Source organism: Pseudomonas sp. (assembly GCF_036387035.1).
GTDB lineage: Bacteria > Pseudomonadota > Gammaproteobacteria > Pseudomonadales > Pseudomonadaceae > Aquipseudomonas.
Genome location: NZ_DASVUM010000086.1, coordinates 41,180 through 51,080 on the forward strand (window position 1 = coordinate 41,180; position 9,901 = coordinate 51,080).

General features: G+C 59.9%; 9 protein-coding genes. 5 read left to right on the forward strand and 4 right to left on the reverse strand.

What is annotated here, in order from left to right; all coding sequences use genetic code 11:
* Nucleotides 1-161: 161 nt before the first annotated feature.
* Nucleotides 162-1,061 (reverse strand): DMT family transporter, encoded by a 900-nt coding sequence (locus VF672_RS07845; protein WP_331103333.1) that lies wholly within the window; start codon nt 1,059-1,061, stop codon nt 162-164.
* A gap of 132 nt (nt 1,062-1,193) precedes the next feature.
* On the opposite strand from VF672_RS07845, the gene VF672_RS07850 reads away from it, so the two are divergent.
* The gene (locus VF672_RS07850; RefSeq protein ID WP_331103334.1) at nt 1,194-2,066 is read left to right on the forward strand and encodes an AraC family transcriptional regulator; all 873 of its coding nucleotides are present in this window, start codon (nt 1,194-1,196) and stop codon (nt 2,064-2,066) included.
* Nucleotides 2,067-2,257: 191 nt separating this feature from the next.
* Here the strand turns inward: VF672_RS07850 and VF672_RS07855 are convergent, their stop codons facing one another.
* The 3 genes from VF672_RS07855 to VF672_RS07865 all read right to left on the reverse strand — a co-directional run bounded on the left by VF672_RS07855 (nt 2,258) and on the right by VF672_RS07865 (nt 6,274).
* Complete coding sequence (locus VF672_RS07855; protein ID WP_331103355.1) at nt 2,258-4,579, reverse strand: TonB-dependent receptor; 2,322 nt, start codon at nt 4,577-4,579, stop codon at nt 2,258-2,260.
* A 109-nt stretch (nt 4,580-4,688) separates the two neighbouring features.
* Nucleotides 4,689-5,672, reverse strand: a complete 984-nt coding sequence (locus tag VF672_RS07860; RefSeq protein WP_331103336.1) for a FecR family protein — start codon at nt 5,670-5,672, stop codon at nt 4,689-4,691.
* Entirely contained in the window at nt 5,669-6,274 is a 606-nt protein-coding gene (locus VF672_RS07865) for an RNA polymerase sigma factor (protein WP_331103338.1), read from the reverse strand. Before VF672_RS07865 ends, VF672_RS07860 begins: the two co-directional genes overlap by 4 nt.
* A gap of 292 nt (nt 6,275-6,566) precedes the next feature.
* On the opposite strand from VF672_RS07865, the gene VF672_RS07870 reads away from it, so the two are divergent.
* The 4 genes from VF672_RS07870 to VF672_RS07885 form a co-directional block, all read left to right on the forward strand.
* Nucleotides 6,567-6,989, forward strand: a complete 423-nt coding sequence (locus tag VF672_RS07870; RefSeq protein ID WP_074884145.1) for an HPF/RaiA family ribosome-associated protein — start codon at nt 6,567-6,569, stop codon at nt 6,987-6,989.
* A 538-nt stretch (nt 6,990-7,527) separates the two neighbouring features.
* A complete protein-coding gene (locus VF672_RS07875; RefSeq protein WP_331103342.1) occupies nt 7,528-7,857 on the forward strand; it encodes a DUF3509 domain-containing protein in 330 nt (109 codons plus the stop codon).
* A gap of 233 nt (nt 7,858-8,090) precedes the next feature.
* Entirely contained in the window at nt 8,091-8,435 is a 345-nt protein-coding gene (locus tag VF672_RS07880; protein ID WP_331103344.1) for a hypothetical protein, read from the forward strand.
* A 346-nt stretch (nt 8,436-8,781) separates the two neighbouring features.
* Nucleotides 8,782-9,901: DUF6861 domain-containing protein (locus tag VF672_RS07885; protein ID WP_331103346.1), on the forward strand; the 1,120-nt coding region annotated here is incomplete at its 3' end.

Below are 9,901 nucleotides of genomic sequence, written 5' to 3' on the forward strand. Positions count from 1 at the left end.
TCATGATCGTTCCCATGGTCCCCGTGGGAACGATGGTATTCGTAGGAGCCGGCTTGCTGGCGAACGCGTCAGACCATTCACCCCTACAGCGTCTGACCTGCCGTCTTCGCCAGCAAGCCGGCTCCCACAGTCCTCTCCCCGCCGGTCTCCACTAGCGCCCTTCAGGCCAATTTCGCCTCCACCGGCACGACCACCTTCGGCTTCCTGAACACCAGCACGTTCCCCGCCATCACCAACACCAGGCCCATCAGCGCCGGCGCAGTCCACTGGTAGCCTTCGGCAAACGCCGACACGTTGAGCGCCACCACCGGAAACAGCACGGTGCAATACGCCGCGCGCTCCGGGCCCATGCGGCCGACCAGGGTGAGGTACGCAGTGAAGCCAATCACCGAACCCGGTATCACCAGGTACAGCAACGAGCCGATGTAGCGCGCGTTCCACTCAAACGCGAACGGTGTACCGCTCAGCAGGCAATACACGCACAGCATTGTCGCGCCATACAGCATGCCGTAGGCATTGGTGGTCAGCGGGCGCAGGCCGGCTTTCTGTTGCAGGCTGGAGAGCATGTTCCCCGCCGAGAAACACAGCGTGCCTAGCAGGGTCAGCGCCAGGCCGATCAAGGTCTCGCGACTGGCGCTGTGCCCGGCCAACTCTGGCCAGAACAGGCACGCCAGACCGATCAGCCCCAGCGTGCCGCCCATCACCACGTTGCGCGCGACTTTCTGCTTGAAAAAGATCCGGGCGTTGAGTGCGTTCCACAACGTCGCGGTGGAAAACACCACGGCCACCAGACCGGTGGGTATCCACTGGCTGGCAGTGTAGAAGCACATGAAGTTGATGCAGAACAGGCACAGCCCCTGCGCCAGACAGATGAGCTGCCCGCGACGATTGACCTTCTGTAATTTCCCGGTCGCCAGCAACAGGGCGAAGATGATCAGCGCCGCGAGGCCAAAGCGGTAGACGATCGACACCGGGATGGCGACTTCGCCCAATTGCAGTTTCAAAGCGATCCAGGTCGTGCCCCAGATCAAAACGGTCAGCAAATACAACGTGATGTTCATGTCGGGCTCCCAGTGAAGCCACAGTCTGGCGGTGCCCCGCTGCGCGCACTTGCAAAAACTTGCGCATTTGATCGCCGCCCCACTGCCAGTCGGCAGGTCTGGGAGTAGGATGCGAAGCGTCAAGGAGCCCCCATGCCGTCACTCGAAACCATCCAGGTCTTTCAATCGCTGAACAGCTCGCCCCACGCGCAGCTGGAAAAGTGTGCGCCCCTGGGTGACGGCCTGATGGCGGCGTTATGGAACAACCGCCACGACGCGCAGAACTACCACGCGCCGACGCACCACACACTGTCGTGCTACATCGGCGGCGGCACCGGGACGTTCCGCCGCGATCAGCCGGACAAAAAGGGCGCCCCGGACAAAATCTGCACGCTGCCCGCCGGCCATGAGTCTTCGTGGGTGGTGAACGGCGAAATCCGCCTGGCGCATTTGTACATCAGCCCCGAGCAGTTCGCCCTCAACTGCGTCACGTTGCTGGACCGCGAGCCACGGCAGTTGGCGTTGCAGGAGCTCACGTTTCTAGACGATCCCGTGCAAGCCGACCGCTTTCATCGCCTGATCCGGATGAACTGGAGTGAGCCCGGCGAGCGCATGCTTACCAGCAGCCTCGCCCATGAATTGCTCGACCACATGGTCCTGCGCCAGGTGGGACGCCGTGAAGGACTGCGGTTGAAAGGCGGGTTGGCGCCGCACTTGCGCACTCGGTTGATGGAATTCATCGAGCTGAATCTGGCCGAGCCATTGAGCCTCGGGCAACTGGCGGGCATGTGTGCGTTGTCGGAACACCACTTCGCGCGGATGTTTCGCGAAAGCTTCGGCCTGCCGCCCCATCAATACCTGCTCGCACGACGCCTCAACCGCGCCAGGGAATTGCTGCGGTCGACACGCAAGGCGTTTGGCGAAATCGCTCTGGCGTGCGGTTTCGCGAGCGCCAGCCATTTCAGCAACCGGTTCAAACAATCGGTTGGAGCGACGGCGGGTGAGTACCGGGCGGCCTTTCAGTGAACGCCTGCTGAGCGTCGCTGACGGTGACGGTGACGGAACAAACATCTATCAAAGTGTAGGAGTGAGCTTGCTCGCGAAGAGGTCGTCACATCCAATGATTTTCCCGGGCTGAACATAGCCTTCGCGAGCAAGCTCACTCCTACAAGGATTTTGCGTACGCGGCAGGACATGCGGTCGGCAGCAAAGGACGTTCAGAATTCCAGCGTCGTCGCCATCACCACCTGCCGAGAATCCCCCAGCGATACGAAGTAGCGGCTCACCGCGGAGCTGTAATAGGTGCGGTCGAAAAGGTTCTTCACGTTCAGTTGAAGTTTCACCTTTTGCCCGTCCAGACGGGTCTCGTAGGTCGCGAAGGCATGGGCGACGGTATAACCCGGCAGGTCAAAATCATTGTCAGGGTTGCCCGCGCGTTCGCCGACGTACTGCGCGCCTGCTCCCGCGCGCAGCCGGTTGGCCCCCATCACGGCGCCGAAGTCGTATACCGCCGAAACCGAGCCGCTGTGCCGGGGCACGTTCTGCAAGCGGTCGCCTTTAAGGGTCGGATCCTCCGCTACCCAGGCATCGGTGAAGGCGTAACCACCGATCAGGCTCCAGCGCTCTGAAAGCTGTCCGCTGAGGTCGAGCTCAACGCCCCGTGAGCGCACCTGACCGGCCGTGGTGTACACCGTGTTCGCCGTCAGCGCGTCAAAATTCGCCACCAGCACGTTGCGCTTTCTGATGTCGAACAGCGCCAGCGTCGCGCTGACACCGTCGGGGGCATCCCACTTGGCACCCAGCTCCCACGCTCTTGATTGCTCGGGCAGGGTCGCGGAATCCAGCACTGTCCCGCCCGCCAGCGTGGCGATGCTGGAATTGGGCTTGAACGCTTCGGTGTAGCTGCCATACAACGACAGTTCGTCGGTGTAGCGGTAAACCAGTCCTGCTCGCGGAATCCATTTTTGCCCGTCTAAATCGGTGTTACGCGTGAACGGCGCTCCCTTGCCGGCCTGCTGATCGAACACTTGATAACGCGTGCCCGCAACGAAGATCCAGTGATCGGTAAGGTGCACGGCGTCCTGAAGAAACACTGAATGGCTGCGCAGAATATCGAGCTGATGGCTGTCCGCCGCGCTGACCTGAGTACCCTCAGGTTCCTGACCGTAGACCGGATCGACGTAACTGAACGTGCTTTGGCTTTTCTGGCGAATCAATTCACCGCGGGCAATCTTGCGGTACTCGTCGTCAATGCCGATCAGCAGCTCGTGCCGCATACCCGCCAGCGAGGTGTCACCGCTCAGGGTGGCGGTGGTGAAGCGGTCGGTGCTCAGCGCGTTGCCGGTGCCGTCGATGGAGCGGGTCAGTGTACCGGTGGCCGCGTCCACGCCGGTCACCCGAACCTGGCTGGCGTCGTAGGTCTCGCGGTTGTAGCTGTAGCCAAGGTGACCTTTCCAGGTGTCGTTGAATGCGTGGTCGAGCTCGAAGCGGTAGAGATCCGAGCGCCCTTCCATGTTGTTGAATGGCTCGTCCAGACGCCGGGCAGCGGGAATGTCCAGCGGATGACTGGTGCGCGGATCAATCGCGGTGCCGCGATCAAACGGCGAGAGAAATTCCCGGTGCTCGTAGGACGCCGACACTTCGGTGTCATCGCCGTACCAGGCAAGCGACGGGGCCACCAGCGACTCACGGTGCACGCCGTAATTGCGCCAGTAATCCTCATCCTCGTGGTCGACAATCAAGCGATAAGCCAACCCGGTCGACGCCCCTTCAGCGCCGCCTATTGCGCCGGTGCTATCGAGTGTTCCTCCGCTGCCGTTTTTGCCCGAGCCAAAGCTTGAGCCCCGGGCCGTGAGGGCGTTGGCGGACTGCAACTGCGGCCGTTTGCTGACTACGTTGATCACCCCGCCCGGGTCTTGAATGCCATACAAGAGCGACGCCGGCCCCTTGAGGACTTCGACACGTTCAGCCGTGGCATTCAGATTGCGGCCCTGCACGACCGGCATGCCGTCGCGCATGATCGATCCGCCGCGGTTATCGCCAAAACCGCGCTTCATCAGCGTGTCCTGAGTGCTGCCGAGGGTGTTGCCCTGGGTCACGCCGCTGACGTTGGCCAGCGCATCGTCAAGGTTGCGCGGTGCCTGATCACTCAGCACCTGAGCCGGAACAACGCTGACCGCTTGCGGGTTTTCAAGCGTCGGGATTGAGCTGCGCATCACCGATGTCACGGTCGGCGACCGGTAGCTGTACGCGGCGTCGCGTGTCGAATCGATTTGCGTCGCACCAAGGCTCAGGGTGCCCTCGGCGGCGCTGGATTGCAGGGTGAACGTTTCGTCGGTGGCCCGGCGGAACGTGAGGCCAGACGTACTCAACAGAACGCGGAGCGCCTCCTGCGCATTGAACGAGCCCACCAGCGCGGGCGCAACGACCGCGTACGGAGTGTCCTGGGTGTAAATCACACCCTGCCCGGTCACCCGACTGAACTCCCTAAGCGCCTGAGGCAGCGGTTTGGCCGGGATCGAAAAGTCGTAGACCGGCATGGCCGCCTGGGCGCATCCGCCCCAGACCGCCACCAACGTAACGCCGACCCACCTTCTCACATCAATCAACCCCGTCAGAATGCACCACACCTCAACCGATTACCGGCCATCAGCGGATCACGATTACCCGCCCCAAGGCGTCGTACTGCTCGAAGCCGATCACGGACTTCAATGCCGCCAAAACGGCCTCCGGGTCGTGGCTGGGGAAGCTGCCGCTGACTGTCCGCGCGGCCAGTTGGTCGTTGAGCAGCAGGATCCGGCCCGGGTAATAACGGTTCAGGTCGTTGATGACATCGGCGAGCGGTGTGCGCGAGTAATTGAGCCAACCCTGACGCCAGGCCAGTTGGCTTTCACTGTCGACGGGCTGTGGATTGCCGGTGCGCTCACGGTCATAACGCGCCTGCTGACCGGCTGTCAGGATCTGCTGAGGCGCATCGGCGGCTGCCTTCACGCCAACGCGCCCCGACAGTACAGTGACTTGAGCACCGGCAGGTTGCAGCCGCACCTCGAACTGCGTGCCCAGCACCCGGGTTTGACCGCGCCCACCCTGGACCACAAACGGCTCGCCGGTGTGAGTGACTTGAAAGAATGCGGCGCCCCGGCGCAACTCGACGTGGCGCTCTGCTGCGTCAAAACGCACGGAGATAGCACTGTCGGCGTCCATGGTCACCTGAGAGCCGTCAGTCAGCGTCACGTTCCGGATCTGCCCCGGTGCCGCCACGTAATCCGCCCCCCAGTCATCGGCCCAGCGCTGCGGATTCCAGCCCAGCCCCGCGCTGATCATCAGCACCAGACACGCCGCCATCGCCAGCGCCGCTCCCCAGCGTGGCAGCCTGCGCGGCCTGGACGCGTCCATTTTTCGCAGCAAGGCATCGAGCGCGGCGGCGTCTTCGCCAGCCAGTGTGGCGGCAGGCTCCTCGCTGAGCTCCCACAGCACCTGCGCCTGGGCATAAGCCTCGGCGTGAGCAGGATCGGCGTGCAACCACTGGCTGAAACGCGCCTGTTCGGCGGCCGTTGGCTGGTTGTGCAGTACGCTGAGCCAGCTCAACGCCATGCTGTGTGGGTCGGCGTTCGAGTCAGAGAACGTGTTCATCGACGTCCGCCTCCGGATTTGTCACCCAAAGGTACAACCCGAGCGGCGTTCTGGTTAACGCTCGCCTTGCACGCCTGCAGGGCACGCATCATGTGTTTCTCCACGGCACTTTGCGAAAGCCCCATCACCTTGGCGATTTCGGCGTACTTGCGCCCATGGATACGGTTGAGCAGGAAAATGTGCCGGGTTTTTTCCGGCAACCCACGCAACGCCGTTTCGATACGGCGCAGATCGTTGCTCGCCTCCAGCGCCGCTTGAGGTTCATCCGCGTCGGGCTGGCAGGCCTCAGGCAGCCGCTCATCGTTGAGCCTGGCGCGGGTGCCTTCTTGCCGCAGATGGTCAATGGCGATATTGCCGGCGCAGCGCAGCAGGTACGTGTTGAGCTCCTCGACCTGCACCAGCGGACGCCGCCAGAACCTCAGAAACAGGTCCTGAACCAGGTCCGCAGCCGTCGCCCGGCACCCCACTCTTCGACTGACCAGGGCTTCCATTTGCGGGCGCTGGGACAAGAACGCTTCCAGAAACCGCGCGCGCGCAGCCTTCGGCGCCTCGTGGTCGAGGTCCTGACACGCTGGGTTCGACGACGGAGGCGGATCGATCATGATGGGCACGAGGTGAAGAACAGGGATAAGGCGCGATATTAATGATAAATATTCTCATGCGCAAAAGATGTCCGACGAATCCCGCAACAAATCTGCAGGACCCCGCTGCTAACCCTTCAAAGGCGTAGCCCCGCAAAAATGGACTTGCCGGTCGAGTTCCCCTAGGTGCGAAATATATTCTCAGCCGCAAGGGGTTGAATTGTTGCTCGATCGGCGCCAACACTGTGAATGAGGGCAGACGAAAAACACCTCGTCCAGACTCTCCCGAGCAAGCCAAAGTAAGGGAAGAACTATGCAAATCCAGGTCAACAGCGATAACCACATCGAAAACAGCGTCCGTCTGGAGGAGTGGGTACGAACCACGGTTGAAACTACGCTCGAACGTTACGAAGAGGATCTCACCCGCGTTGAAGTCCACATCAACGACGAAAACGGCGACAAGCCAGGCCCGCATGACATCCGCTGCCAGATGGAAGCCCGGCCAAAAGGACACCAACCTATTTCCGTGACCCACAAGGCCGACTCGATCGATCAGGCAGTGGATGGCGCAGCGGTCAAACTCGACCACGCCCTGGAACATCTTTTCGGAAAACTGCGCGGCAACAAACGCGGCGCGGCGCCGGTGATTGCAAGCGATCTGGATGACGAACCCGTCAGCGCTGATGCGCTGCTCGAAGAAGAATTCCTCGAAAAGGATGATGCATTGCACGGCTGATGCAGATGCCTTGAGCGACTGCACTGCAAAAGGGGCGGGCCTGAACACAGGCCCGCCCCTTTTTTTGCCCGTTAAACGCTAAATGTCGAAATGTCGAAATGAACTTGGGCTACGGGCAAGCGACGCTTTGGTTAAAGAACACCATGCACACAAAGAAAGCATTGGGCGCGTTAATGGTGCCCGCCGGAAAATAAACAAGCAGTTGGCCAGTACCCCATCGCCTCCTTAGGCATGGTCTGCGTGTCAATTCATCGCCTGTTTGTCCGCTTAAAAAAGGCAGTCCATACCTTCCGTCCCTTGTGGCCCAAACCCTGCAAGCTTTGTAACGTCGAGCTTACACCCGACCTGCACGCCGCGAGCCTCTTGGTCCGGCTGCAGTGACTCGCTTCATGACCGAAGTATCAACGGACCCTTATGGATATCACCGCGACTTCAGCGAGAGCGGCCAAGGCAGGAATCATCAACCGTTGATCGGCTTCGAGAACTAAAGGGATTAAACCCCAGTCAACTCATGCAGATCGTTTACAGGTAACAGGCCATGGATAACCCTTTTCAATTGATCACTGACGCCTTCCACCCCGACTACCGAGTCAACTTGAGTATTCAAGGCCTCGACGGGACCATCATGCTGACGCTGTCAAATGAGTCAGGTGTTGTTGCCAAACGTTTGATCAGTGCAGAGCAACGCAATTCGCCCAAGCGCCTGCGTCGATTGATCGAAAGCATTCAGTTCGGCATCGCCATCGAGCAAGGCCATAGCGCCATCAAGATTCTCGCGGCCATGACGGACGGGGACCTTAAACAGCTCTCGCCGCCCCCTGCTCGCACGCCCTTCCTGAGCCGCCCGCAGCTGAATGTCGGCATTTGACGTACTGATGCGCATGGAGTGAGACGATACCGATCGTCTCTCCAGCGCAGGCCATGCGAAACACCCTCTTGCGCACCCCGTGCACGCCCTCCGATGATCGCCCGCCCCCCCGTAAGTCCCGCCGATTCAGCCCACAGACAGAAAGCACCTGTTACAACAAGGCTGTAGCAAGCCGGCTGCGCCGTTGCAATACACGGCAGGCAGCAGAGTCTGGACAAGTCTGAGGTGACGATATGTCTCTACGTTACATAGCGCTGATTGGCGCGCTGGCCCTGGCGACCGGCTGCGTGGAAGAACGAGTGGTGCATGAGCGGCGAGTCGTCGACCGCCCCCCGCCACGCGCCGAATACGTTGAAGTTGTCGCCCCGCAAGCGCCGCCCGTTCGAGTCATCGAGGAAGAACCGGCCCCTCGCCAGGGCTATGTCTGGTCCCGCGGCTACTGGCGCTGGAACGGCAACCGATATGTCGCCGAGCACGGCCACTGGGAAGCGATACGCCCCGGCTATCGTTATCAACATCCGTACTGGGAAAGCCGGGGCGATGGCTGGCATTACCATGTTGGGGTGTGGGTAAACTGACGGTTTTTTGCACATGAAAATGCCCCGCTGAGACGGGGCATTTTTTATGGATTTGCTGGTGAATAGGTCATCGTAAGGTAGATCGCTGATTGCAAGCGGTGCTCACAAGGAGGAGGCAGGTTCGTACCAAACGACCAACCCATCTGGCAAAGTATCTCGGTCGCCGCTGCAGCAACAACCTGCCAACTGCTTGAAGCATCACTGGTCGTAGTGCTAATGGTGAAGGATAGGATCCACTCTCAGTTGTTTTCTAGCGCCTGTAGTCCTAAATTAGCGGCATGCCGTGGTCCTGCCGGGCCACCATCTGGGCGTAATTGGCGCCCTCCAATGGGGACATAACCGCTAAATGGATTTTTTCGCTAATTTACCTAGCTGGGGCGACATCGAGCGAAACCTCGACCAAAAGTTCAGTGAGCTGAATCAGGGCGTTGATGACGGCTGGAACGGCTTCACCCGCCGCGTCAGTAACGGCGCAACTCAAGCCTACGGGTACGTAGGTGGGCACAACATCGATAATGTTCGCCACGCGCTGGACTTGTCCTCCCCCATCATGCAGATGAACATTCGGCGCAAATGGGCGTCGATCAATATTGAGGAAATTCTGCCGGAGTTGATGAAGCTGTTGCAGGAAGTTGTGATGATCGTAGGTGGCAGCGTGCTGATGGGGGCAGCGATGGGTGGCGCTGCCGGATCACTTGCCTTCGGGGCTGGAGCCTTGCCCGGTACAGCAATCGGTGCAAGTGTAGGTTTGCAGGTTGGCAACTTGATCATGGCAGCGCTTGGATTATATGCAATCGCTGGTTATTTCTCGGCAGGTATCGGGCCATGCCTATCGACGATATACGAAGGTCTATGCACCGCGTGGCAAGCTGAAGACGGCTTGGTAAATCCAGGCCTTGATCCAACTGGCGGTTCCGCTGCGATGATCCAGGACCGCATAGAGCGCGCAGCTCGTCTGCTGGCCCAAGGTCAAGAGCAGTTGGTGTTGCTGTTGCTAATGGCAATTGTCACCTATCTCACTCGAGGGCAGATGAGAGCGGGGGTATCCAACAGTTTGGAAAGTATCGCGACGAGAAGCGCCAAGCTACGAGCAGATATTTCCAGCAAACCAATCGTTGAATGGCTCACGAAAAATGAAGAGACCCTTTTGCGGCATCCTGAATTACAGATCAGGGGGGTTACTTCAGTCGAGCAGCTTGCGCGGGAAAGTAAGATGCGTGACTTTTACGCTAAGCAAGACTCAGAGTTCGTGCCCGTGGAGCATAAACGAGACTCTGTGAAAACACTTGAGCCAAAGGGCTTAAGCAACCAGCAAGTCCGTGATTATCTGCAAAGCGTTGAAGGACAGAAATACATGGCTAAAATCGCAAAGGCAGATCCTGAGTTACCAATTCCAGATATCTTGGAGAGAGCGTTGAGCCATGTAGCATCAGGCAGTACCGTACCGGTCACCACCAGTATTACGA